The organism is Plantactinospora sp. KBS50 (assembly GCF_002285795.1).
In the GTDB taxonomy this organism is placed as follows: domain Bacteria; phylum Actinomycetota; class Actinomycetes; order Mycobacteriales; family Micromonosporaceae; genus KBS50.
Map to the genome: position 1 here is coordinate 1,525,521 of NZ_CP022961.1, position 22,193 is coordinate 1,547,713.

Below are 22,193 nucleotides of genomic sequence, written 5' to 3' on the forward strand. Positions count from 1 at the left end.
GGTGCGGTCTCAGCCGGAGCAGCCGCTGGGCACCGATCCCGAGCGCGGCGATATCGCGTCCCGGACGGCGGAGGAGATCGACGACAGCCACTGCAACGCCGGCCCGTACGTCTGCGGCACGGTCACCCGGACCGGCACCTCGCGGTCGACGGTGGTCAACGTGGCGGCGGCGTCGGTCTGCTCCACCGGGTACCAGCAGACGCCGTTGACGTTCCACACCTGTTCGGTCGGCGGCACCGTTGCCGGTGGCACCCCGCAGCCGATGGTCAGCGCCGGATCGCCGTACGCGGCGTTCTGCTCGGATCCGGCGGTGACCGGCCGGCGGGCCAGGTCCCGCAGTTGGGCCGGCAGCGACGAGGTGAGCAGCCGGCACCGCGTCGTCGGGTACGGGTCGAGGGCCGGCGCGGCCATCTGCACCGGCGCGCTGGACTGCGGCCGAGGGCTCGCCGAGGCCGATTCCGACGCCGGCGCGGACGGGGACGGCGCGGCCGTATCCCGCGGCAGGGCCGACAGCACGGCGGCGCCAACGGCGAGGGTGACCGGCACGGCGACGACGGTGGCCCAGAGCGCGGCCAGTCGGCTCGTCCGGTCCGGTCCGGTCCGGGACCCGGCCCGCGTCCCGGTCCCCGCCTCGGACGTGGTCGGGGTCCCGGCCCCCGCCTCGGCGTCCGGCGCGGCCCCGGCCTCGGCCTCGGACCCGGCCCCGGCCTCGGCCTCGTTCACAGCGTTCCGGCGCATCTACAGCCGTACCACCGAACACGTCAGGGTGCGGGTGATTCCGGGCACCATCTGTACCTTGCTGACGATCATCTTGCCCAGCTCGTCGACCGTGTGCGCCTCGGTGAGCACGACCACGTCGTACGGGCCGGTGACGGCGTCCACCCGCACGACACCGGCAACTTCGGCAATCTCGCCGGCCACGTCACGCGCCCGGCCGACCTCGGTCTGGATGAGGATGTACGCCTGGACCATGATCCGACTCCCGTCCCGCCGCCGAGCGGCTCGACGGAGAAAATACCGTACGGACGAACTGGGACCATTACCGGTAGGCAGCGGAGGCAACTGTGGGTGAGGGTTGGGCGGTGCGGCGGCGGTGAGCGTGGCCGAGGACGGCGAGTTCGGGCTGATCGCCCGGGTCACCGCACGGCTGGATCCGGGCCGTTCCTGCCTGCTCGGACCGGGCGACGACGCCGCGCTGGTGGCCGCGCCCGACGGCCGGGTGGTGGCCTCGACGGACGTGCTGGTGGACGGGCGGCACTTCCGGCGGGACTGGTGCAGCGCCACCGACGTCGGGCACCGGGCGGCGGCCGCGAACCTGGCCGACATCGCCGCCATGGGCGCCCGGCCCACCGCGCTGCTGGTGGCGCTCTGCGTACCGCCCGACCTGCCGACCGCCTGGGCCGAGGGCCTCGCCGACGGGCTGGGCGCGGAGGCCGCCACGGTGGGCGCCGGGGTGGTCGGCGGCGACATGTCGGCCAGCCCCACCATCACGATCGCGGTGACCGCGCTCGGCGACCTGGCCGGTCGGGCGCCGGTGCTGCGCTCGGGAGCCCGCCCCGGCGACGTGGTGGCGCTGGCCGGCCGGACCGGGTACGCCGCGGCCGGGCTGACCGTGCTGTCCCGCGGATTCCGCACCCCGAAGCTGCTGGTCGGGGCGTACCGCCGGCCGGAGGTGCCGTATCCGGCGGGGCCGGCGGCGGCGCGGGCCGGCGCCACCGCGATGATCGACGTCTCCGACGGCCTGCTCGCGGACCTCGGGCACGTGGCGACGGCCAGCGGGGTCGCGATCGACCTGCGCCGGGAGGCGTTCGAGGTGCCGCCGCAGATGCGCGACGCCGCGCACGCCCTCGGCCAGGATCCGTACGACTGGCTGCTCGGCGGCGGCGAGGATCACGCGCTGGCCGCCACCTTCCCGGCGGACGCCGCGCTGCCGGACGGCTGGCGCCCGGTCGGCCGGGTCGGTGCGGGCGGCGGGGTGACCGTGGACGGCCAGCGGTACGCCGGGCCGGCCGGTTGGGACCACTTCCGCTGACCGCCGCGACCGGGGCCGGTCGCGCCCCTCGTCGTACGCTTCAGGGGTGAGTGGGATCGAGATCAGAACCGCCCGGTACGACGCGCCGGAGGCCCGTACGCTGGTGACCGCCGCCCTTGCCGACCTCGGCGAGCGGTACGGCGGAACCGGCGACGAGACCCCGGTGGCGGTGAGCGATTTCGACCCGCCGGCCGGCACCTTCCTGGTGGCGTACCTCGGCGGTGAGCCGGTGGGCTGCGGCGGCTGGCGCAGCCACGGCGACGCGGGCGAGGTCGCGGAGCTGAAGCGGATGTTCACCGTGCGGGCGGTCCGGGGCCGGGGCGTGGCCCGGGCCCTGCTGGCCGCGGTCGAACGGTCGGCCCGGGAGCACGGCCGCAGGCGGATCATCCTGGAGTGCGGCGACCAGCAGCCCGAGGCGATCCGGCTGTACCAGTCCAGCGGGTACGAGCGGATCGAGAATTTCGGCTACTACCGGGAGATGGAGGCCTGCCAGTCCTTCGGCCGTCCGCTCTAGCGACTGCCGGTCAGGGATCTGCGGGGGTCAGGGCCTACGCGGGCGGCTCCGGCCGCGCCCGCGGAGGCCGCACACGCGGAGGCCGTACACGCCGAGGCCGCGCCCGCCGAGGCCGCACACGCGAAGAACCGCCGGGTCGAGCGACCGCGGCGGTTCTCACTCCGTACGCCCGGAGGCGTCAGGCGCGGGCGACCTTGCCCGCCTTGATGCAGGAGGTGCACACCTTGAGCTTCTTGGTGGTGCCACCACCGGCCGGAGTACGCACCGACTGGATGTTGGGGTTCCAGCGGCGGTTGGTCCGCCGGTGCGAGTGGGACACGTTGTGGCCGAAGCCCGGCCCCTTGCCACAGACGTCACACACGCTAGCCACGGGATACTCCTGAAGTCTGATTTCGTACCTGAGGTCGCCGGCAGGCACTGCCTGGGCAACCTGGTCAGGTTACCCGATGCGCCCCGGCCCCGGCCAACCGGCTCCGTCCCCGACTCCGCGCCCGCCCTCGCCCGCCCGGCGGCGGGCGGCTGTCGGGGTGCGTTAGTAGGCTGCTGGCGTGCTGGACACCCTCGATGCCGCCGCGGTCCGCCGGTGGTGCTCGGGTGGGCTGGCCGCGTTGCGCCGGCACCAGGCGGAGATCGACGAGCTGAACGTCTATCCGGTGCCGGACGGCGACACCGGGACGAATCTGGTGCTCACCCTCGCCTCGGCGCAGCGCTCGCTGGCCGCCGAGTCCGACGGCGCGGACGCGGGCAACGCGCCGCTGTCGCACGGCCAGGCGCTCCGGTTGATGGCCCGGGGGGCGCTGCTGGGCGCCCGGGGCAACTCCGGGGTGCTCGTGGCCCAGATCTTCCGGGCCGTCGCCGAGGCGCTCGGCGAGGTGACCCCGGTCCGGGGCCGGGCGCTCGCGACCGCGCTGCGTTCGGCGGCCACCGCGGCGTACGCGGCGGTCGCCGCACCGGTCGAGGGCACCCTGCTCACCGTCGCGGCCGCGGCGGCGACGGCGGCCGAACGTGCCGACAGCGACGACCTGCGGGCGGTGGCCCGCGCCGCGGCCGCGGCCGCCGCCGAGGCGCTGGCGCACACCCCGGAGCAGTTGCCGGTGCTGGCCCGGGCCGGGGTGGTGGACGCCGGCGGCCGCGGCCTCTGCCTGCTGCTGGACGCCCTCGTGGAGACGGTCTGCGGTGCCGACCAACGGCCGCCCGGCACGCCGCCGGCCCCGCGCCCGGCCCCGTGGGACCCGGCCCCGCGGGACACGGCCCCGCGGGACACGGCCGCGCCGGACCCGGCCCCGTGGGACCCGGCGGCGGCCGACCCTGGCGCATCCCCTCTCCCGGCCGGGTCCGGTCCGGCCGTGTCCGTGTCCGTCGGGCCGGCGCCCGATCCGGTCGCGCCCGGCCAGGAGTACGAGGTGCAGTACCTGCTGGATGCCGCACCGGCCGCGGTGGACCGGCTGCGGACCGTGCTCGCCGGACTGGGCGACTCGCTGGTGGTCGCCGGCGCCGGGCTGGCCGACGGTCCCGGGCTGGCCGACGGTCCCGGGCCGGCCCGCGGCGGCGCGGGACCGGACGGTGCCGAGACGGACCGCGAGCACACCTGGAACGTGCACGTGCACGTGGACGACGTGGGCGCGGCGATCGAGGCCGGAATCGCGGCGGGACGGCCGTACCGGATCTCCGTGACCCGCCTCACCGCGGCGACCGGGCCGGCCGGCGGCCGGGACCGGCCGACCGATCGGGACCGGCCGACCGATCGGGACCGGGCGACCGTGGTGGTGGCCGCGGGGGACGGGCTGGCCCGGCTGTTCACGGCCGAGGGTGCGGCGGTGGTCGGCGGCAACCCGTCGATGGGCGAGCTGCTGGCCGCGATCGAGGCCACCGGGGCGCCACGGGTGGTGGTGCTGCCGAACGACCCGAACGCCCGTTCCGTCGCGGACGCCGCGGCCGCGGAGGCACACCGGTACGGGGTGCGGGTCAGCGTCGTGCCCACCCGCTCGCCGGTGCAGGCGCTCGCCGCGCTGGCGGTACGGGATCCGCAGCGACGCTTCGACGACGACGTGATCGCGATGGCCGAGTCGGCCGGGGCGTGCCGGTACGGCGAGGTCTGCCACGCCTCCCGCGAGGCGCTGACGGTCGCCGGCCGCTGCCGCCCGGGTGACGTGCTGGGGCTCGTCGAGGGGGAGGTGAACCTGATCGGCGCCGATCTTGCGCGCACCTGCCAGGAACTGCTCGACCGGATGCTCGGCGGCGGCGGGGAACTGGTGACACTGCTGCTCGGCGCGGGGGCGCCGGACGGGCTGGCGGAGGCGCTGCGGGCGTACCTGGCCGGCCGTTGGCCGTTCGTGGAGGTCCAGGTGTACGACGGTGGCCAGCCCAACTACCCGCTGCTGGTGGGTGTCGAGTGAGCGGGCCGGAAACCACGACCACCACCCTGGAGACGCCGCTGCGCAAGCTGCTCGGGGAGAAGACCGCCAAGGCCCTCGCCGGCCATCTGGGCCTGGAGACCGCCGGCGACCTCGTCTACCACTTCCCGCGCCGGTACGACGAGCGGGGCGAGCACACCGACATCCGCTCGCTGGAGGTGGGCGAGCAGGTCACCGTGCTGGGTCAGGTGCAGCGCACGACCGTACGCCCGATGCGCCAGCGCCGCGGGAAGCTGCTTGAGGTGACCGTGGGCGACGGGTCGGGCGGGGTGCTCACGCTCACCTTCTTCGGCAACCAGGCGTGGCGGGAACGCGACCTCAAGCCGGGGCGGTGGGGGCTGTTCGCCGGCAAGGTCACCGAGTTCCGCGGCAAGCGGCAGCTCAACGGCCCGGAGTACGTGCTGCTGGGCGGGGGTGCCGCCGACGGCGAGGCGGCGGCCGGTGACGAGATCGAGGAGTTCGCCGGCGCGCTGATCCCGGTGTATCCCGCGGCGGCGGCCGTGCCGACCTGGGTGATCGCCCGCTGCGTGCGGGTGGTGCTGGACACCCTCGCGCCGCCGCCGGACCCGCTGCCGCCGACCGTGCGGGCCGGACGCAACCTCGTCGAGCTGGGCACCGCGCTGCGCGAGATCCACCGGCCGACCAGCAAGGAGGAGCTGTACCGGGCCCGCCGCCGGCTCAAGTGGGACGAGGCGTTCGCCGTACAACTCACCCTGGTGCAGCGCAAGCACCGGGCGGCGTCCTGGCCCGCGCGGCCCCGCCCGCGTGGCGACGGGGGCATCCTCGCCGCGTTCGACGGCCGGCTGCCGTACGAGCTGACCGCCGGCCAGCGGGACGTGGGGGAGGAGATCGCCGCCGACCTGGGGACCGCGCACCCGATGCACCGGTTGTTGCAGGGCGAGGTGGGTTCCGGCAAGACGGTCTGCGCGCTGCGCGCGATGCTCCAGGTGGTCGACGCGGGTGGGCAGGCGGCGTTGCTGGCCCCGACCGAGGTGCTGGCCGCGCAGCACCACCGGGGGGTGGCCGAGCTGCTGGGTCCGCTGGGCCGGGCCGGCGAACTGGACGGGGATGCCGCCGGCACCCGGGTGACGCTGGTGACCGGTTCGCTCGGCGCCGCGGCCCGGCGCCGCGCCCTGGCCGAGGTGGCCTCGGGCGAGGCCGGCATCGTCATCGGCACCCACGCGCTGCTGTACGAGGGGGTGGACTTCGCCGACCTCGGCCTGGTGGTGGTGGACGAGCAGCACCGGTTCGGGGTCGAGCAGCGGGACGCGCTGCGGGCCAAGGCCGAGCAGCCGCCGCACGTGCTGGTGATGACGGCCACGCCGATCCCGCGGACGGTCGCCATGACCGTATACGGCGACCTGGAGATCTCCACCCTGTCCCAGCTGCCCCGCGGCCGGTCGCCGATCGCCTCGCACGTGGTGCCGGCGCTCGACAAGCCGGCCTTCCTGGATCGGGCCTGGCGCCGGTTGCGCGAGGAGGTGGCCGCCGGGCACCAGGCGTACGTGGTGTGCCCCCGGATCGGCGAGCCGGGCGAGGCGGGCGGCGGAACGGGCGGGGGTGCGGGCGGCAGCGGAACGGGCAGCGGAACGGGCGGCGGAGCGGGCGCGCAGCCTCGTGGGGATGACCGGGCCGACGAGGAACCGCCGCCGGCGGACGAGCCGGCCCGCCGGCCGCCGATGGCGGTCGCCGAGGTGGCTCCGCTGCTGGCCGATGGGCCGCTGCACGGGCTGCGGATCGGCGTGCTGCACGGCCGGCTGCCGGCCGACGAGAAGGACGGCGTGATGCGGGCCTTCGCGGCGGGGGACCTGGACGTGCTGGTGGCGACGACGGTGGTCGAGGTGGGTGTCGACGTACCCAACGCGACCGTGATGATCGTGCTGGACGCGGACCGGTTCGGGGTTTCCCAGCTGCACCAGCTCCGCGGCCGGGTGGGCCGGGGAGCGGCGGCCGGGCTGTGCCTGCTGGTCACCGAGGCGACCGAGGGTACGCCGGCCCGCGATCGGCTGGACGCGGTGGCGTCCACCACGGACGGCTTCCGGCTGGCCGAGCTGGACCTGGAGCAGCGCCGCGAGGGCGACGTGCTGGGCGCGACCCAGTCGGGCCGTCGTTCGCACCTGCGGCTGCTGTCGCTGCTGCGGGACACGGACCTGATCCGGGACGCGCGAGCCGAGGCGATCACGCTGATCGAGGACGATCCGGAACTGGAGCGCCATCCCGCCCTGGCCGGGTCGGTGGCCGCGCTCGTCGACGAGGAACGCGCGGGGTACCTGGAGAAGGGCTGATCCGCCCCTCCCACCCGCGACACCGAGCCACGTTGCGTCCAAGATCGACACGACGTCGGCGAAAGTTGGAGCGCGACCGGCGCCGACGTCGTGCCGCGACCCTGCTCGGCGTGGAAACGGCGGAGGGCGCGTCGACCGGGTGGTCGACGCGCCCTCCGGGTGCGTCAGCTCGGCGGTTCAGCGCCGAGGCGACCGGGCTCAGGCGGTGAAGCGGATCCGCCGACGGCGAGCCACGACGAAGAGCACGGCACCCGCGGCCAGCAGCAGGGCCGCGCCGGCCGCGATGCCGCCGGCGGCGGCGCCGGTGACCGGCAGGCTCGGGCCGCCGCCACCGGTGGCGCAGTCGGCCGGCTGCTCCCAGGCGACCGGCTCGGCGTCGTCCATGCCCTCGGCCGACGGAGTGACCGTGAGGCCCTTGACCGCGTCGAACTCGACCGTCTTGGTCTCACCCGGAGCGACGGTGAGCTTCTTGACGTCGCCCTTGTTCGAGGTGAACGTGACCTCGACGGTCGTGCCGTCCTGCGGGTTGGCGACCTCGAAGGTCAGCTTGTCGCAGGTCGACTGGTAGGCGCCGGTGGGCTCGCCCGGCTTCACGCAGTCGGTCGCGGCCTCCGGCTTCTGGTCGTAGAGCGGCTCCTTCTGACCCTTGGCCGTCACCGTGACCTTGTCGGCGCTCGCTGCCGGTACGGTCACCGTCGTGCTCTCGCCGGCCGCGACCGTCACCTTCTTGCTGAAGCCGTCGGTTCCCTCGACCGTGAACTTGGCCTCGGCGGTCGCCTCGGCGGCGTTTTCCAGCTTCACCGCGACGCTGCCGTCGCAGTCGGCCGTCACGGAGGCCTTGGGCAGGGCCTCTGCCGGCGGCGGGGTGACAATCTTGCTGCACTCGCCGCTGAGCCCGATGGTCTTGCTCTTGGGCGAGTCCTCGGTGAACCTGTTGTTCCACTGGGCGCGTACCACGAGGGTTGCCTTGGTGACGTCACCCGGCAGCCGCGCCGAGCCGACCAGCGGGGTGCCGCTGGGGTTCGGGAAATTCCCCTTCGGGGTCACGGCGATGCCGGGGATCGTGAAGGGTGCGGCCGTTTCACCGACGTAGCTGGTGGCGTCCGCCTGCACGAAGCGGTACTTGCTGACGCCGGCGGGAGCGACGGTGTTCACGGTCCACTCCGTGACCCACTCCCCGGTGGCGGTGTCGCAGTCTGCCTTGACAGAGATGACGCTGTGGTGAGCGCTGGCGGGGGTGGCTACCGCAACGGCGGCCGTGAGGCCGGCGAGCATGGCCCCCACGACGGCGAGCGGCCGCCGGAGCGACAGCTTGGGACGGATCACGCGTGACTCCTGAGAGGGATGGAAGCATCAGGGCACGGCGCGCGGGGTGACGTAGGAGGTCGATCGCCGGGTGGTGGCTCGACCTGCGACGGCGCCTCCCCCACGCCGTAGGCCGGCAAACCCGCAGCCGGCACGCGCCAGACCCTAGCGGTTACCGTTGCCTTGAGCTGACCATCAGGCACGGCTAAGCATGATGTTATGGATTCGAGATTCTTGATATACGGGCCGTGGAATTGGTCGGCGCCCACGGTCACCATAGGTGAAGTTTTGTCACACCAGCCCCACCGGTACCGTCACCTCGACGTCAGGAGGAGTTCTACCGATGACCCGGATCGTGGCCGGCTCCCTGGGCGGCCGGCGGCTGGTGGCGCCGCCCGGCGAGCGCACCCGGCCCACCTCCGACCGGGTCCGGGAGGCCCTGTTCGGCGCGCTGGACGCCGCGGTCGACCTGGACGGCGCCCGCTTCGTCGACCTGTACGCCGGTTCGGGCGCGGTCGGGCTGGAGGCGTACTCCCGGGGGGCCGGACATGTCCTGCTGGTCGAGTCCGACGCCCGCGCCGCGCGGGTGATCCGGGACAACATCGCGGCGGTGCGGGCGGCGCCCGCCGTGCGACTGGCCGCGGCGCCGGTCGCCGCCGTGCTGGCGGCCGGTCCCGGGGACGGCCCGTACGACGTGGTGTTCGCCGACCCGCCGTACGCGGTCTCCGGCGACGACCTCGACGCGGTGCTCGCGGCGCTGGTGGGCGGCGACTGGCTGGCCCCGGACGCGCTGGTGGTGGTCGAGCGGTCCACCCGATCCGCCCCGATGACCTGGGTGAATGGCATCACCGCCGAGCGCAGCCGGCGGTACGGCGAGACCACCCTTTGGTACGGTCGCCGATCATGAGACGTGCGGTGTGCTCCGGGTCGTTCGATCCGGTCACCAACGGTCACCTCGACGTGTTCGCCCGGACGAGCCGGTTGTTCGACGAGGTCGTCGTCGGTGTGTTCATCAACGAATCGAAGCGCAGCCTCTTCACGGTCGACGAGCGGATCGAGCTCCTCGGCGAGGTCACCAGGACCTTCGGCAACATCCGTATCCATTCCTTCCGTGGCCTGGTGGTCGACTTCTGTCGCGAGCACGAGGCGGGCGTGCTGGTCCGCGGGCTGCGCGCCGTGAGCGACTTCGACTACGAGCTGAAGATGGCCCAGATGAACATCGGTCTGGCCGGGGTCGAGACGCTCTTCATGCCCACCAACCCGCTCTACTCGTTCGTCTCCTCCAGCCTGGTCAAGGAGGTGGCGAAGTGGGGCGGCGACGTCTCGGCGCACGTTCCGGATGTGGTCAACCAGGCGCTGCTCAAGCGACTGCCGGCGCCACCGGACTGATCGGCCGGCGAAGGCGGCGGGACCGGCGGGCGGGGCGGCCGGTGCCGGGCGGTACCGGCCGGAAGCGACGCGCCGGACCGTCGTCGATCGAAGCGACTCTCGCCCCCGGGACGCATCATGGTCGGATGGACCGCATCATGGGTGCAGCGGTGACCGGACCCGAGGACGCATCATGGGGACGGGCCAGGCCGACGGCCGCACGGCGCTCGGTGTACGAACGACAGGAGTGAGGTACCGGTGGACCCGCTCGACCGCATCGACGAGCTCATCGCCATGGTGGAGGCGGCCCGATCCGTCCCGATGTCCCGCAACAACTGCATGGTGGACCGGGGGGAGATGATCGGCGCGCTGGACGAACTGCGCGCCGAGCTGCCCGCCGACCTGCGCCGGGCCGCGGCCCTGCTCGAGGAACGCGACAAGATCATGGACGCCGGCAAGCGTGAGGCCGACCGCATCATCGGCGAGGGTGAGGCGGAACACGCCCGGCTCGTCTCGATGAACGAGATCACGGTCTCGGCCGAGCACGAGGGGGCGCGGATCATCGCCGAGGCCCGGGCCGAGGCGCAGCGGCTGCGCGAGGAGGTCGACGACTACGTCGACACGGCGCTGGCCAACTTCGAGCAGTTCCTCACCCGCGCCCTGGCCTCGATCGAGCGCGGCCGGGACAAAATGCACGCGCTGCGCGAGATCGGTACGTTCGGCGGCGAGGAGGCGGAACGCCCCCTGCCGTTCTGACCCACGTCCGCTCTCGCCCCGACACCGCCCGGCCGGCCGGCGTCGGGCGCCCGCCCCGGTTCGACGCCGGGCCCTGGGCTCGGGTAACCTTTTTCGTCGGCCTCTACCAGGCCGGAGTCTGACTATGCCCAAGCATCTGCCTAGCCCACTCGACCCCAGGTCGCCGCTGGTCCTCGACACGAGAGACCTGCCGCGCCGGCCTGGTGCGTTGCGCACGGTAAGGCGGGTGGTGCCGGCACCGGTGGACCTCGGACTGGAGTTGATCAGCGTTCCGCGGGGCGCCGACCTGAGCCTCGATCTGCGGCTCGAGTCGGTGTCCGAGGGCGTACTCGTCACCGGGAGCGTCAGTGGCCCGGTGACCGGCGAGTGCGGTCGTTGCCTGCGCGAGATCGGCGACTCGGTCACCGTGGACATCCAGGAGCTGTACGCCTACGAGAACAGCACCACGGATGAGACGGCCGAGGAGGACGAGGTGGGTCGGATGCAGGGAGACCTGATCGACCTGGAGCCGGAGGTGCGGGACGCGTTGGTGCTCGCGCTCCCGGCGAACCCGCTGTGCCGCGAGGACTGCCCGGGACTGTGCCCCGACTGCGGGGTGCACTGGGACGACCTGCCGGCCGAGCACCGACACGAACAGCTCGACCCGCGCTGGGCGGGCCTGTCGAAACTGAATGAGGAGTAGGAACCGTGGCCGTTCCCAAGCGCAAGATGTCGCGCAGCAACACCCGGTCCCGCCGGGCGCAGTGGAAGGCCGCGGCCGTTCCGACTGTCGCGTGCCCGCAGTGCAAGAGCCCGAGGCTGGCGCACTCCGCCTGCGGCGTGTGCGGCACCTACAAGGGCCGCCAGATCATCGAGGTCTGACACTGGACGCGACGCATCCGACCACGGGTCGGGCGCACGCGTCCCGGCGATTCCCCGGGGTTCCGGCACCCGTCGGCGGTGAGCGCGGTCTGACGACCGCGCCGGCCGCGGAGCCGGTTCCGGTGCGGATCGCCGTCGACCTCCTCGGCGGGGACCGAGCTCCCGCCGTCGTGGTTGACGGCGCTCTGCGGGCGCTGGATGCCGATCCTGCCCTCGGTCTGCTGCTGGTCGGCCCGCCTGAGGTGGCCGATCGGGTGCTTGGCGCCCTCGCGGCGGCTGATCGGGGCCGAGTGCGGCTCCGGCCGGTCCGCGGCATGGTCGCGATGGCCGACGACCCCACCCGGGCCACCCGGGCGGACACCACCGTGAGCGCCGCCGTGCGCGCGGTGGTGTCCGGTACGGCCGACGCCGTCGTCTCCGCCGGTTCCACCGGGGCGACGGTGACCGCCGCCGTACTCGGCTTCGGCCGCTGGCCGGGGGTACGGCGGCCGGCGCTGGCCACCACGCTGCCGGCGCTGGCCGGCCCGGTGGTGCTGGTCGACGTCGGCGGTTCGCTGGAGGCGCGGCCCGGCACCCTGATCCAGCATGCGGGGCTCGGCGCCGCCTACTCGGCGGTGGCCCACGACGTACCGGCGCCCCGGGTGGGGCTGCTGTCGGTCGGCACCGAGACGGGCAAGGGCGACCGGACCCGCCGGGCCGTCGACGCGGCGCTGGCCGCCGCCCCACCGCTGGCCGGCGCCCGCTACATCGGCCTGGTCGAGGGGTACGACGTGACGGCCGGTGACCGGGCCGACGTCGTGGTGACCGACGGCTTCACCGGAAACGTGCTGCTCAAGGGCATCGAAGGGGCGTACGCCATGGCCGGCGGACCGCCCGAGCGCGGCGCGGCGCCGCGAGCCGCCACGCTGCTCGGGGTGGGCGGCACCGTGGTCGTCTGCCATGGCAGCGCGGCCGGTGGCGACATCGCCTCCGGCATCGCGCTCGCCGCCACGCTCCGCCGCCGGTCCGCCGTGCCGCGGGTACGCGCACTCTTCCCCGATCCTGTCCGGGACATCCCGACCGACACCGAGGTATCCGCATGACGCAGAACAAGCGCCGCCGGGCGCCCGTCGGCCATCTCGAGGCGGCCTTCGGAGTCACCCTCGATCCCGAGCTGCTGGAACGGGCCCTCACGCACCGCTCGTACGCGTACGAGAACGGCGGGCTGCCCACGAACGAGCGGCTGGAGTTCCTCGGCGACTCGGTGCTCGGCGTGGTGATCACCACGGCCCTCTTCCACAACCATCCGGACCTGCCGGAGGGCCAGCTCGCGAAGCTGCGGGCGAGCGTGGTCAACATGCGCGCGCTGGCCGACGTGGCACGCCGGCTCGGTCCGGCCGGCCTCGGCCCGTACCTGCTGTTGGGCAAGGGGGAGGAGACCACCGGCGGGCGGGACAAGGCGAGCATCCTGGCGGACACCCTGGAGGCGCTGCTCGGGGCGATCTACCTCCAGTACGGCCTGGAGGCCACCGCGAAGGTGATCCACCGGCTGTTCGACCCGCTGATGGCGGAGTCGGCCGGCCGCGGCGCGGCGCTGGACTGGAAGACCAGCCTCCAGGAGCTGACCGCGGCGTTGGGCCTCGGGGTGCCGGAGTACCGGATCGACGACACCGGACCGGACCACGCGAAGACCTTCACGGCCTGGGTGGTGGTGGCCGGCAACCGGTACGGAGGCGCGGAGGGCCGGAGCAAGAAGGAGGCCGAGCAGCGTGCCGCGGAGGCGGCCTGGCGGACGTTGTCGGAGCAGGTGGCCGAGCCGACGGTGACACCGGCCACCGAGCCCACCGCGCCCCCCGGGTCCGAGTGCCCCGGCGCCGAGGCTTCGGATGCCTGAACTGCCGGAGGTCGAGACCGTCCGGCAGGGCCTGCGTACCTGGGTTTCCGGCCGCCGGATCGCGGTCGTCGAGGTCCGCCATCCGCGGGCCGTCCGCCGGCACCTGCCGGGTGCCGACCACTTCGCCGCGGTGCTCGCCGGGCGGACCGTGCTGGACGCGCGGCGCCGCGGCAAGTATCTCTGGCTGCCGCTGGACAGCGGTGACGCGGTGCTGGGCCATCTGGGCATGTCCGGCCAGCTTCTCGTGCAGCCGCCCGGTACGCCGGACGAGCCGCATCTGCGGGTCCGGTTCACGTTCACCGACGCGGGGTCCGAACTGCGCTTCGTCGACCAGCGCACGTTCGGCGGGCTGTCGGTGTCGCTCGGCGGTGCCGAGCTGCCCGCCGAGATCGCGCACATCGCCCGCGACCCGATGGATCCGGAGTTCTCCGACGCCGCCTTCGTGGCGGCGTTGCGTCGACGGCGTACCGAGGTCAAGCGGGCGCTGCTGGACCAGACCCTGATCTCCGGGGTCGGGAACATCTACGCCGACGAGGCGCTGTGGCGGGCGAAGCTGCACGGCACGCGGCCCACGGACGCGCTGAGCCGGCCCGCGGCGCTGCGGCTGCTCGGCCATGTCCGGGACGTGCTGGCCGCGGCCACCAAGCAGGGCGGCACCAGCTTCGACGCGCTGTACGTCAACGTCAACGGCGAGAGCGGCTACTTCGACCGGGCGCTGTCCGCGTATGGCCGGGAGGGGCTGCCCTGCGATCGCTGCGGCGCGCCGATCCGGCGTGAGGCGTTCATGAACCGCTCGTCGTTCAGTTGCCCGCGCTGCCAACCCCGTCCCCGGACACCGGCCCAGGGTTGACGTCCGGACCACAGGATCGAACCCAACCAGCGCACCGCCGCGGCCCGTCCGTTACGCATGGTGACCTCGCTGATTGCGACAAGCTTTTTTCGAGCTATACCGGAGAGTCATTTTTATGACTCTCCGGTATAGCTCGAAAAAATGTGTTCGATCCTGGCGCGGTGCCTACGGATCGCCGCGGTCCGTCCGCGGCCGTGGCCGCTCGGGGGTTGAGCCGGTCGGGCATGCTGGACGGATCAGGAAGCTGAGCCGATCGGGGGTGTTGAGCCGGTTGGTCGCCGGGGGTGGAGCCACGGCCGGCCGGGTCAGCGTGCAGACGTCCGCCCGTGGGGGTGGCGGACACCAGACGGGCCGGGCGTTGGGGGACGCCCGGCCCGTCGCCGTCGCCGCCCGGCCCCGGCTCGCCGTCGGCCGGCTCCAGCCCGGGGCTGCCGTCGGCCGGCTCCAGTCCCGGCCCGTCGCCGTCCCCGTCCGGGACCGGCTCCGGCCCGGGGCCGGACGGGCACGGCTCGCGCCACGCGTCCAGCCAGCGGTGCTTGCGGATCGAGGCGAAGCCGAGTTCGGCGGTGAGCGGGCAGAAGTCGACGTCGGTCTCGTCGTACTCGGCGTGCAGCACCGGCTTGCCGGCGGCGGTGAACGCCCGCAACGGGTCGCACTCGCCGTACCGGACGCACTCGGCGTTGACCGCGAAGTCGAAGTCGGGAGCCAGCGCGGCGGCCTGCGGCAGGTCGCCGACCAGCCCGGGAGACATGCTCAGTGACCGGGCCAACTCGGCGAGCCGCCGGTCGTACGTGAGCTGATCGTCCTCGCTCAGCGGAAATCCGGTCTGCCACCGGTAGCCGTCCACCCCGCGAAGGCCACCGCGTCGAACCGCTTGCTGAGGCAGAGCCGGAGCCGGTCGGCCAGGACGGGCCGCAGCAGGTCCCAGCGGCGGATGTCGAGCCAGCGGGCGCCGTCGGCCGGCGGCGCCCCGCCGTCGTCGCCGGTGTCCGGCGAGCCTGCGCCGATAATTTCCGGCGGGAACCGTTCGGCGTCCGGCCGGGTCGGCTCGTACCGTCCGGCGTCGAGGTGGCACACCAGCCGGCGGTACGGCCCGAACAGGCGTCGTGGCGCCAGCTGGCCGGTCACCTCAAGGGTGCTGGTGAACGGGTCGAGCACGAACACCTGGGCGGCGACCGTGGCGTCCGGTTCCCCGCTGAGCTGCCACTGCCAGCTCAGCGGTGTCGCGCTGGGCCAGGGTCGGGGTGCGGGTGGCCCGCCGGCCAGCCCGCAGCCGGCCAGGCCGCAACCGGTCAGCGGTGGCAGCAGCACGGCCACCGCGAGACGGGCGAGCGGGCGGCGCGCCATCGGCAGCTCCCCGGGCCGCGGAACGGGACGCGGCGGCCGAGCGGGTGGCCGCCGTCATCCTGAGCAACGAGCCCGAACCACGGCCGGAACGCGCCGAACCGGCCGTACCCGCCGAAAACGGCGGGTACGGCCGGTGGGGAGGGTGGGTTGGTCGCCGTCGGCCGGCTCAGCCGCCGAAGTCCTGGGTCCAGTACAGCGCCTTGTCGCTGCCCCGGGCGATGCCCACCCCGATGTCCTTGAACGAGCAGTTCAGGATGTTGGCCCGGTGCCCTTCGCTGTTCATCCAACCGTCCATCACGGCGGCCGGGGTGGGGTAGCCGTACGCGACGTTCTCCCCGAGCGTGCGGCCCGAGTAGCCGGCCCGGTTGATCCGCTGGTCGAAGGTGCTGCCGTCGCTGCCGTTGTGCGACATGTTGTTGTGCGCGGCCTGGTCCTGGCTGTGCAGTCGGGCGGCGGTCATCAACGCCGAGTCGGCGACGAGGTTGCCGCAGCCGGCCTTGGCCCGCTCCTGGTTCACCAGCGCGATCACCTGCTGTTCCTCGCTGGCGAACGCGTTCGAGGCCGAGCTGGAGGTCGCCGCGGGGCTGGAACTCGCGCGGGTCGTGCGGCTCTGGCTGGGCCGCGGGGGCGCCGCGGCCGCGGCCTTGCGGGTCGGTGCGGGGGCGGCGGCCGAGGTGGCGCTGGGGGAGGGCGAGGGGGAGCCGGACTCGTCCGTCTCGTCGTCGTAGCCCAGCGGCGGGGTGTCGTCGTCGGTCAGCTCGGGGCCGTCGGTGGCAACCGATGCGTCGCCGGCCGCGGCGTTCGTCCGGGCCTCCTGCCCGGAGTCGGAGTTGAGCGCCATCGCGCCGACGCCGATCATCACGGCGAGCGTGGCGGTGGCCGCCGCGCCGGCCAGCAGTGCGGGGCGGGGCAACCGGCGCCGCTTCTCCGGCTCCCGCTCCGGTCCGCCGGCGCCGTGTCCCATGTCACGCCAGGCCGAACCGCCGGCCGCCGCGGGCCGCGCCGACGGGCCGGCCGGCGGGTCGGCGTCGCCGTACCCGGCATGATCGCCGTACCCGGCAAACCCGTCGCGCCGGTCGTATCCGTCCTGCCGGTCGTATCCGTCGCGCTGGTCGTAGGTGCCACGCTGGTCGTACCCGCCGTGCCGGTCGTACCCGTCGGCGGCCGCGTACCCCGCCGTACCGTTGGGGTCGTGCGGCACGCCCGCCCAGCCGGCCGTCTCGTCGGGCCAGGCCTGGCCCGCGGACCCGGCGCCCGCGGACCCGGCGCCCGCGGACCCGGCGTACCGGTCGGGTGTCTCGTGCCGGTCGGTGTTCCAGGAGCGGGTGTCGGACCAGTCGTCGGACCGCTCGTAAGGCCCGCCCGCGGCCCGCGGCGGCTCCGGCGACCGGTACGGGTACCGGTCCGCCGGGTCGTCCGAGTGGTGGCCCGAGTCGTACCACGACTCGCTGGCCGGCTGGTCCGCCGTCCGCCGGTAGCCCCGGTGGGGATCGATCGGGTCGTTCCACCCGTCCACGCGTCGCTCCTTGGTTCTGGCACTGCGGTCGTCCGGAGGCTACGGCCAGGGCCAGCGGGCCAGCAATCCGGCTAAGGAAGAGATAAGGCGGTGGAAAAGATGTGCTGACATCAATCGGTGTCCGATGAACTACAATCAGGAGTTGTCCGGACAACGATCTTGTCTGAGTCTCATGGCGACCGGTTGAGCCGGACCGGTTGACGCGGTGATGATCCGCGCGCCCCCTAACTTGACGAACCGGGGATCTCGGCATCAATATAGAGGGGTCGCCAGTCGCGCCCAATCGTGCCCGCGTGAAGATCGAGCGGGCAGTCGCGAACGATGTGGCGCGCGTTGGCCGGCCTTCCGGCTGCGCATCAAAGGAGACGAGATGGCGAAGGCCCTTTACGGCCACGTTGGTGCGGCGCCCGACCGGCGCCTGCTCGACGAGGTCACCCGGTTGCGTGCCAGGGTTCAGTCGCTGGAGTTCGAGATCACGAGACTCCGGGCAGAGAACGATCGACTGGCCGCCGCGCAGGCCGAGGCGGGTGATCTGCTCCGACTGACCGAGCCCGCGCTCACCTGAAAACCGCCGCACCCGCGGCAGCCGCCCGATACCCGGGCAACTGAATATCACCGGCGCGCCGACCACCCCACGTGGCGGCGCGCATCCTTTTGTCCGGATGACTCGCCCGCGCCACGCTATTGATCAAGCGGGTCGGCCCGATCCGGCGGCTGGAACCGACCGGTTCCAGCGAGCCGCAGGTCAGCGCCGGTGCGCCCGCGGGTTAGGCTGCGACCGGACAGTGGCGGCGCGGTCGGGTCGAGCAGCCCCGGACGAGGATCGGAAGCGTGTATCTCAAGACCCTGACGGTGAAGGGCTTCAAGTCCTTCGCCTCGGCGACGGCGCTGAAGCTGGAACCGGGCATCACCTGCGTGGTGGGGCCGAACGGTTCCGGCAAGTCCAACGTCGTCGACGCGATCGCCTGGGTGCTCGGCGAGCACAGCGCCAAGGCCCTGCGCGGCGGCAAGATGGAAGACGTGATCTTCGCCGGCACGGCCGGCCGGGCGCCGCTGGGCCGCGCCGAGGTCACGCTCACCATCGACAACACCGACGGTGCCCTGCCGATCGACTACACCGAGGTGTCGATCACCCGGCGGATGTTCCGGTCCGGCGAGAGCGAGTACGAGATCAACGGCAGTTCCTGCCGGCTGCTGGACATCCAGGAACTGCTCTCGGACTCCGGCATCGGCCGGGAGATGCACGTCATCGTGGGCCAGGGCCAGTTGGACGCCGTACTGCACGCCAAGCCGGAGGACCGCCGGGCATTCATCGAGGAGGCGGCGGGCGTCCTCAAGCACCGCAAGCGCAAGGAGAAGGCGCTCCGCAAGCTCGACGCGATGCAGACCAACCTCAACCGGCTCACCGACCTCACCGCGGAGCTGCGTCGCCAGCTCAAACCGCTGGGCCGGCAGGCCGAGGTGGCCCGGCGGGCCGCCGCCATCCAGGCCAACCTGCGCGACGCCCGGCTCCGGCTGCTCGCCGACGACCTGTACACCCTGCGGACCACCCTGGACAAGGAGATCGCCGACGAGACCGCGCTGCGGGAGCGGCGGGAACAGGTGGAGGCCGAGCACGCCGAGATCCAGCACCGGCTGGTTGAGCTGGAGGCGGCGCTGGCGCAGGACGCGCCACAGGTGGCGGCCGCCCAGGACACCTGGTACAAACTGGCCGCCCTGCAGGAGCGGTTCCGCTCCACCGAGCAGCTCGCCCGGGAACGGCTGCGGCACATGAGCGCCACCCCGGACGACGAGCGGCCCGGCCGGGATCCGGACCAGTTGACCGCCGAGGCGCAGCGGGTCCGCGAGCAGGAGGAGGAACTGCGCGCGGCCCTCACCGACGACCAGGTCCGGCTCGCCGAGGCGGTGGAACGGCGGCAGGAACTGGAACGCCAGCTCGCGGCGGCCGAACGCGAACTGGTCACCGCCGCGAAGGCGATCGCCGACCGGCGGGAGGGGCTGGCCAGGCTCACCGGCCAGGTCAACTCGGCCCGCGCCCGCACCTCCTCGGCCGCCGAGGAGATCGAACGGCTGCGGAGCGCGCACGCCGACGCCCAGGCCCGGTCCACGCAGGCCAGGGCCGAACTGGACGCGGTGGCCGCCGAGTCGACCGAGGCCGACCGGGACAATGCCGACCTGGACGCCCGGCACGCCGAGGCGCAGGCCGCGCACGAGAAGGCCACCGCGCAGGTACGGGCGCTCTCCGACGCCGAACGGGCCGCCGAGCGGGATGCGACGGCCTGGAAGGCCCGCGAGGAGGCGCTGGCGATGGGGCTGCGCCGGGCCGACGGCGCCGGTGCACTGCTGGCCCGCGGCGGCGAGGTGCCGGGGCTGCTCGGCGGGCTGGCCGGGCTGCTCACGGTGGCCCCCGGACACGAGGCGGCGCTGGCCGCGGCGCTCGGCGGGCTCGCCGACGCGGTGGCGCTCAGCGGCGTGGACGAGGCCGTCGAGGCCATGCGGCTGCTCAAGATCTCCGACGCGGGGCGGGCCAACCTGCTGGTCGCCGGGGAGGCCGGACCGGGCATGGTCGGCTCGCTGGACGCCCTCCGGCCGGGCCTTCCCGCGGGTGCCCGGTGGGCACCCGACCTCGTCGACTGCCCCGAGCAGATCCGCCCCGCCGTCCACCGGGCGCTGCGCGACGTCGTACTCGTCGAGGACCTGGCGGCCGCGACGGCGCTCGCGGCGGCCCAGCCGGAGCTGCGGGCGGTCACCCCGGACGGCGATGTGGTCGGCGCGTACGCCGCGGCCGGCGGCTCGGCCAAGGCGCCCAGCTTCATCGAGGTGCAGGCGGCCGTCGAGGAGGCCCGTGCGCACCGCGCCGCGGCCGAGGAGACCATCGCCGAACTGCGCGATCAGCTGGGCGAGGCGCGCGCCGAGGTGGCGGCCCGCAAGGACGAGGTGGCAACCGCCGCCGCGGCCCGCCGGGAGGCCGAGGGGCAGCGCAACGCGGCCGCCCGTCGGCTGGCCGAGCTGGGTGCGGCGGCCCGGTCGGCGGCGGCCGAGACCGAGCGGCTGGCGGCCTCGCTGGCGCGCGCCGAGGGGGCGCGGGAGCAGGATCTCGCCGGCCTGGCCGAGCTGGAGGAGCGGCTCCGGCTCGCCGAGGCCGTCCCGGTGGACGCCGAACCCTCGACGCAGGAACGCGACGAGCTGGCCGCGTACCTGCCGGGAGCCCGGCAGAACGAGCTTGAGGTGCGCCTGGCCGTGCGCACCGCGGAGGAGCGGGTGGCCGCGATCTCCGGACGGGCCGACTCGCTGCTGCGGCAGGCGGCGGCCGAGCGGGCCGCGCGGGAACGCGCCGCGGCCCGCCGGGCGGCCCGGGCCCGGGGCGCGGCCGTGGCGCGGGCCGTCGAGAACGGCGCCCGAGCGGCCCTGATCCGGCTGACCGTCTCGCTCGCCGACGCCGAGCGGACCCGGGACGAGCTGGCCGCGGCGCGGTCCGCCCGGGAGGCCGAGTTGCAGGAGGTACGCGGCGCGGCGAAGCGGCTCGGCGCCGACCTGGAGCGGCTGACCAGCGCCGTGCACCGGGACGAGGTGGCCCGCGCCGAGCAGCGGATGCGGATCGAACAGCTGGAGGCCAAGGCGGCCGAGGACTTCGCGCTGGACGTGGAGACCCTGCTCGCCGAGTACGGCCCGCAGCAGCTCGTACCGCCCACCCAGGTGGACGTGGCGGCGGCCGAGCGGGACGGCGTGCCCGTGCCGGAGCCGGTGCCGTTCGAACGGCCGGTGCAGGAGAAGCGGGCCGCCAAGGCGGAACGCGAGCTGGCCCTGCTGGGCAAGGTCAACCCGCTGGCGCTGGAGGAGTTCGCGGCGCTGGAGGAGCGGTTCAAGTTCCTCTCCGAGCAGTTGGAGGACCTCAAGGCCACCCGCCGGGACCTGCTCACCGTGGTCAAGGACGTGGACGACCGGATCCTGGAGGTCTTCGCCAGCGCGTACGCGGACACCGCCCGGGAGTTCGAGCAGGTGTTCGGGGTGCTCTTCCCCGGCGGCGAGGGCCGGCTGGTGCTCACCGACCCGGAGGACATGCTGACCACCGGCGTGGAGGTGGAGGCGCGGCCGCCCGGCAAGAAGATCAAGCGGTTGTCGCTGCTGTCCGGCGGGGAACGCTCGCTGACCGCGGTGGCCATGCTGGTGGCGATCTTCCGCGCCCGGCCCAGCCCGTTCTACATCATGGACGAGGTGGAGGCCGCGCTCGACGACGTCAACCTGGGCCGGTTGATCACCCTGATGGCGCAGTTGCGGGAGAAGAGCCAGCTGATCATCATCACCCACCAGAAGCGCACCATGGAGATCGCCGACGCGTTGTACGGCGTGACAATGCGCAGCGGGGTCACCCAGGTGATCAGCCAGCGGCTCAACACCGCCGAGGACGAGTAGCCGGTTGCCGGCCCGTCGTCAGGGGACGACGGCTGCCTGTCTGTCGTCAGGGGACGACGGTTGCCTGTCTGTCGTCAGGGGACGACGGCTGCCGGCCCGTCGTCAGGGGACGACCACGACCGGCCAGCGGCCGCACCGGACCAGGCGGTTGGCGATGGAGCCGGCCAGCCGGTGCCCGGCCTGTTCCGAGGCGCCGACCACCACAAGGTCCGCCCGCAGCTCGTCGGCCGTCGCGCGGATCTCGGCGTACGCGTCGCCGCGGCGGGACAGGAACGTGATGGGCAGCCCCAGTTCGTCGGCGCCGCGGCGGCACTCGCGACGCAGCTCGGCGGTCACCGCCTCCTGGGTCTCCTGGATGGCGGTCATCGCGGGGGCCAGCGCCAGCGCGCCGAAGCCGGGGGTGGTGGCCACGTAGACCACCGCCAGCCGGGAACGCTGCCGGCGGGCCAGCCCCGCGGCGTACGCGGCGGCACGCAGCGAGGTCCGGCTGCCGTCGACGCCCACCAGGACCACCCGGGGTCCGTCGGTGCCGCGCTCGAACGGCGCGGGACCGGCGGCCGGTCCGTACTCCTCGCGGTTGACCGGCTGCGCGCTCATCCTTCACCTGCCGTGGGAACCGGATCCACGTCGATCCGGAGTCGGGTCCGTCGTTGCCTAAA

The 22,193-nt window shown here is 74.0% G+C and carries 22 protein-coding genes; 14 read left to right on the forward strand and 8 right to left on the reverse strand.

The window, feature by feature from the left end:
• Positions 1-9: 9 nt before the first annotated feature.
• Together CIK06_RS06970 and CIK06_RS06975 are read right to left on the reverse strand one after the other, a co-directional pair.
• Entirely contained in the window at positions 10-738 is a 729-nt protein-coding gene (locus tag CIK06_RS06970) for a DUF3515 family protein (RefSeq protein ID WP_095564126.1), read from the reverse strand.
• Entirely contained in the window at positions 739-972 is a 234-nt protein-coding gene (locus CIK06_RS06975) for an Lrp/AsnC ligand binding domain-containing protein (RefSeq protein ID WP_095564127.1), read from the reverse strand.
• Positions 973-1,093: 121 nt separating this feature from the next.
• On the opposite strand from CIK06_RS06975, the gene CIK06_RS06980 reads away from it, so the two are divergent.
• Both CIK06_RS06980 and CIK06_RS06985 read left to right on the forward strand, forming a co-directional pair.
• Positions 1,094-2,032, forward strand: coding sequence for a thiamine-phosphate kinase (locus tag CIK06_RS06980; protein ID WP_095567633.1), 939 nt, complete (start codon positions 1,094-1,096; stop codon positions 2,030-2,032).
• A gap of 46 nt (positions 2,033-2,078) precedes the next feature.
• Positions 2,079-2,546 carry a GNAT family N-acetyltransferase gene (locus CIK06_RS06985; protein ID WP_095564128.1) on the forward strand — a complete coding sequence of 156 codons (468 nt, stop codon included), beginning with the start codon at positions 2,079-2,081 and terminating at the stop codon, positions 2,544-2,546.
• Between the two features lie 178 nt (positions 2,547-2,724).
• On the opposite strand, the gene rpmB is transcribed toward CIK06_RS06985, so the two are convergent.
• Complete coding sequence (gene rpmB / locus CIK06_RS06990) at positions 2,725-2,916, reverse strand: 50S ribosomal protein L28 (protein ID WP_093401721.1); 192 nt, start codon at positions 2,914-2,916, stop codon at positions 2,725-2,727.
• Positions 2,917-3,094: 178 nt separating this feature from the next.
• Here rpmB and CIK06_RS06995 point away from each other — a divergent pair, with 178 nt between their 5' ends.
• Complete coding sequence (locus tag CIK06_RS06995) at positions 3,095-4,942, forward strand: DAK2 domain-containing protein (RefSeq protein WP_095564129.1); 1,848 nt, start codon at positions 3,095-3,097, stop codon at positions 4,940-4,942.
• Complete coding sequence (recG, locus tag CIK06_RS07000; RefSeq protein WP_095564130.1) at positions 4,939-7,245, forward strand: ATP-dependent DNA helicase RecG; 2,307 nt, start codon at positions 4,939-4,941, stop codon at positions 7,243-7,245. Before CIK06_RS06995 ends, recG begins: the two co-directional genes overlap by 4 nt.
• 198 nt (positions 7,246-7,443) lie before the next feature.
• On the opposite strand, the gene CIK06_RS07005 is transcribed toward recG, so the two are convergent.
• Positions 7,444-8,571 carry a cell wall anchor protein gene (locus tag CIK06_RS07005; protein WP_095564131.1) on the reverse strand — a complete coding sequence of 376 codons (1,128 nt, stop codon included), beginning with the start codon at positions 8,569-8,571 and terminating at the stop codon, positions 7,444-7,446.
• Positions 8,572-8,893: 322 nt separating this feature from the next.
• Here CIK06_RS07005 and rsmD point away from each other — a divergent pair, with 322 nt between their 5' ends.
• The 8 genes from rsmD to mutM all read left to right on the forward strand — a co-directional run bounded on the left by rsmD (position 8,894) and on the right by mutM (position 14,258).
• Complete coding sequence (gene rsmD, locus CIK06_RS07010) at positions 8,894-9,457, forward strand: 16S rRNA (guanine(966)-N(2))-methyltransferase RsmD (protein ID WP_095564132.1); 564 nt, start codon at positions 8,894-8,896, stop codon at positions 9,455-9,457.
• Positions 9,454-9,939, forward strand: a complete 486-nt coding sequence (gene coaD / locus CIK06_RS07015) for a pantetheine-phosphate adenylyltransferase (protein ID WP_095564133.1) — start codon at positions 9,454-9,456, stop codon at positions 9,937-9,939. Before rsmD ends, coaD begins: the two co-directional genes overlap by 4 nt.
• A 237-nt stretch (positions 9,940-10,176) precedes the next feature.
• Positions 10,177-10,674 (forward strand): hypothetical protein, encoded by a 498-nt coding sequence (locus CIK06_RS07020; RefSeq protein ID WP_095564134.1) that lies wholly within the window; start codon positions 10,177-10,179, stop codon positions 10,672-10,674.
• 124 nt (positions 10,675-10,798) lie between these two features.
• Positions 10,799-11,356, forward strand: coding sequence for a DUF177 domain-containing protein (locus tag CIK06_RS07025; RefSeq protein ID WP_095564135.1), 558 nt, complete (start codon positions 10,799-10,801; stop codon positions 11,354-11,356).
• Between the two features lie 5 nt (positions 11,357-11,361).
• Positions 11,362-11,535 (forward strand): 50S ribosomal protein L32, encoded by a 174-nt coding sequence (gene rpmF, locus CIK06_RS07030; RefSeq protein ID WP_095564136.1) that lies wholly within the window; start codon positions 11,362-11,364, stop codon positions 11,533-11,535.
• A gap of 89 nt (positions 11,536-11,624) precedes the next feature.
• Positions 11,625-12,617, forward strand: a complete 993-nt coding sequence (locus CIK06_RS07035) for a hypothetical protein (RefSeq protein WP_095567634.1) — start codon at positions 11,625-11,627, stop codon at positions 12,615-12,617.
• Positions 12,614-13,408 (forward strand): ribonuclease III, encoded by a 795-nt coding sequence (gene rnc, locus CIK06_RS07040; RefSeq protein WP_232534064.1) that lies wholly within the window; start codon positions 12,614-12,616, stop codon positions 13,406-13,408. Before CIK06_RS07035 ends, rnc begins: the two co-directional genes overlap by 4 nt.
• Positions 13,401-14,258: a bifunctional DNA-formamidopyrimidine glycosylase/DNA-(apurinic or apyrimidinic site) lyase gene (gene mutM, locus CIK06_RS07045; protein ID WP_095564137.1), complete on the forward strand. Its 858-nt coding sequence runs from the start codon at positions 13,401-13,403 to the stop codon at positions 14,256-14,258. The genes rnc and mutM overlap by 8 nt, the downstream gene beginning before the upstream one ends.
• A gap of 94 nt (positions 14,259-14,352) precedes the next feature.
• On the opposite strand, the gene CIK06_RS31820 is transcribed toward mutM, so the two are convergent.
• From CIK06_RS31820 to CIK06_RS32095, 3 genes are all read right to left on the reverse strand, one after another.
• Complete coding sequence (locus CIK06_RS31820; RefSeq protein WP_198348127.1) at positions 14,353-15,105, reverse strand: endo alpha-1,4 polygalactosaminidase; 753 nt, start codon at positions 15,103-15,105, stop codon at positions 14,353-14,355.
• A complete protein-coding gene (locus CIK06_RS31825) occupies positions 15,069-15,605 on the reverse strand; it encodes an endo alpha-1,4 polygalactosaminidase (RefSeq protein ID WP_095564139.1) in 537 nt (178 codons plus the stop codon). The genes CIK06_RS31820 and CIK06_RS31825 overlap by 37 nt, the downstream gene beginning before the upstream one ends.
• A gap of 166 nt (positions 15,606-15,771) precedes the next feature.
• Positions 15,772-17,121, reverse strand: coding sequence for a CAP domain-containing protein (locus tag CIK06_RS32095; protein WP_095564140.1), 1,350 nt, complete (start codon positions 17,119-17,121; stop codon positions 15,772-15,774).
• A 370-nt stretch (positions 17,122-17,491) separates the two neighbouring features.
• Between CIK06_RS32095 and CIK06_RS07065 the strand changes: the two genes are divergently transcribed.
• On the forward strand, positions 17,492-17,686 hold the full coding sequence (locus tag CIK06_RS07065; RefSeq protein WP_095564141.1) for a hypothetical protein: 195 nt from the start codon (positions 17,492-17,494) through the stop codon (positions 17,684-17,686).
• A 266-nt stretch (positions 17,687-17,952) separates the two neighbouring features.
• Complete coding sequence (smc, locus tag CIK06_RS07070) at positions 17,953-21,534, forward strand: chromosome segregation protein SMC (protein WP_095564142.1); 3,582 nt, start codon at positions 17,953-17,955, stop codon at positions 21,532-21,534.
• A 102-nt stretch (positions 21,535-21,636) separates the two neighbouring features.
• Here the strand turns inward: smc and CIK06_RS07075 are convergent, their stop codons facing one another.
• Positions 21,637-22,131 carry a universal stress protein gene (locus CIK06_RS07075; protein WP_095564143.1) on the reverse strand — a complete coding sequence of 165 codons (495 nt, stop codon included), beginning with the start codon at positions 22,129-22,131 and terminating at the stop codon, positions 21,637-21,639.
• Positions 22,132-22,193 lie beyond the last annotated feature (62 nt).

What these genes read in the sequence shown, in the direction of transcription:
- CIK06_RS07065 (WP_095564141.1), top strand. Translation starts at nt 17,492, where the DNA reads ATGGCGAAGGCCCTTTACGGCCACGTTGGTGCGGCGCCCGACCGGCGC.
- coaD (WP_095564133.1), top strand. Translation starts at nt 9,454, where the DNA reads ATGAGACGTGCGGTGTGCTCCGGGTCGTTCGATCCGGTCACCAACGGT.
- CIK06_RS31825 (WP_095564139.1), bottom strand. Translation starts at nt 15,605, where the DNA reads ATGGCGCGCCGCCCGCTCGCCCGTCTCGCGGTGGCCGTGCTGCTGCCA.
- CIK06_RS06970 (WP_095564126.1), bottom strand. Translation starts at nt 738, where the DNA reads ATGCGCCGGAACGCTGTGAACGAGGCCGAGGCCGGGGCCGGGTCCGAG.
- CIK06_RS07025 (WP_095564135.1), top strand. Translation starts at nt 10,799, where the DNA reads ATGCCCAAGCATCTGCCTAGCCCACTCGACCCCAGGTCGCCGCTGGTC.
- CIK06_RS06975 (WP_095564127.1), bottom strand. Translation starts at nt 972, where the DNA reads ATGGTCCAGGCGTACATCCTCATCCAGACCGAGGTCGGCCGGGCGCGT.
- rnc (WP_232534064.1), top strand. Translation starts at nt 12,614, where the DNA reads ATGACGCAGAACAAGCGCCGCCGGGCGCCCGTCGGCCATCTCGAGGCG.
- CIK06_RS07075 (WP_095564143.1), bottom strand. Translation starts at nt 22,131, where the DNA reads ATGAGCGCGCAGCCGGTCAACCGCGAGGAGTACGGACCGGCCGCCGGT.
- rsmD (WP_095564132.1), top strand. Translation starts at nt 8,894, where the DNA reads ATGACCCGGATCGTGGCCGGCTCCCTGGGCGGCCGGCGGCTGGTGGCG.
- mutM (WP_095564137.1), top strand. Translation starts at nt 13,401, where the DNA reads ATGCCTGAACTGCCGGAGGTCGAGACCGTCCGGCAGGGCCTGCGTACC.